Source organism: Acinetobacter sp. YH12219 (assembly GCF_013417875.1).
GTDB classification, from domain to species: domain Bacteria; phylum Pseudomonadota; class Gammaproteobacteria; order Pseudomonadales; family Moraxellaceae; genus Acinetobacter; species Acinetobacter amyesii.
Map to the genome: position 1 here is coordinate 1 of NZ_VPDC01000064.1, position 1,272 is coordinate 1,272.

1 protein-coding gene is annotated in these 1,272 nt (G+C 35.2%); it reads left to right on the forward strand.

Features of this window, described 5'->3' with window-relative positions; translation table 11 throughout:
* Positions 1–98 precede the first annotated feature (98 nt).
* Positions 99–1,253 (forward strand): IS4 family transposase, encoded by a 1,155-nt coding sequence (locus FTV04_RS16610; protein WP_180090432.1) that lies wholly within the window; start codon positions 99–101, stop codon positions 1,251–1,253.
* The last annotated feature ends 19 nt before the right edge of the window (positions 1,254–1,272 follow it).

Below are 1,272 nucleotides of genomic sequence, written 5' to 3' on the forward strand. Positions count from 1 at the left end.
CACTGCTGTCCCATAGTTTGACTTAAATAAAAAACCTGAGTCCAAAATAGTTAAAATGTAAGTGCTAACAAAGACTTCAACTATAAAGGATTCAGGTTTTGTCACATCAGAATACCGTATTTCATCAATTACTCAAGCCTATTTTAAGACAGGATTTTGAACGTTTAGCAAATCAACACCATCATGGGCAAAAGCTACGATCTGCAACTCGATGGGATCAATTCATTGCGATGCTTATGTCCCAACTCTCTTGCAGACAAAGTTTAAGAGATATTCAGTCAAATCTGGAATCTCAACAGGAAAAGCTATATCACCTTGGTGCTAAGAAGATTGCACGAAGTACACTTGCTAGAATTAACGAAGAACAACCTGCTAGTTTATACCAACAACTTTTTAGCAACCTACTTAAGCACTGTGAAAATTCTAAAATTGCTCATAAATTTCGATTTAAGAATCCATTGTATTCACTTGATGCCAGTCATATCGATTTATCACTTTCACTATGTGCGTGGGGAAAAGTACATGAATCAAAAGCGAGTATAAAACTCACAGTAGGATTAAATCATAGTAATACCATTCCTGAGTTTGTAGCGCTTGGAAATGGAATAGAAAATGATATGGTGCAAGGAAGACCTTTCAAATTTCCATCAGGGAGTATTGTGGTATTTGATAAAGGTTATGTTGACTATCAATGGTTTGCAGAAATGACGGATCGGAAAGTCAGTTTTGTTACACGATTACGTCCTAAAACAGTCTATCAAGTAAAATCAAAGAATAAGATACTAACTTGCAAAGGAATTCTTGCGGATGAAAATATTGAATTAAGTAGTGCTTACGCAAAAAAACGTGGAGCACCTAAATTATTAAGACGTATCGAATTTTATGATAAGGACAAAAAGAGAACGTTTGAATTTTTAACCAATAACTTTCATTTAGCAGCATCAACAATAGCGGCTATTTACAAAGATCGTTGGAAAGTGGAATTATTCTTCAAAGCGATCAAACAAAATCTAAAATTGAAAGCATTTATTGGTCGCAGTCGAAATGCAATATTAACGCAAATATGGATCGCTTTAATTGCATATTTATTGGTGAGTTTTGCAAAGTATCTGGCTCAAGAGGGTTGGACTGTTCAACGAATGTTAAGAATTATCCAAGTGAACTTATTCGAAAGGAAGTATTTGAAATCGCTATTCTCACCAGACAAGAGGGTGATAAAACAAGAGGAACCTCAATTGAGGTTCCTCTTGTGATTTTTGTGGGACAGCAGTG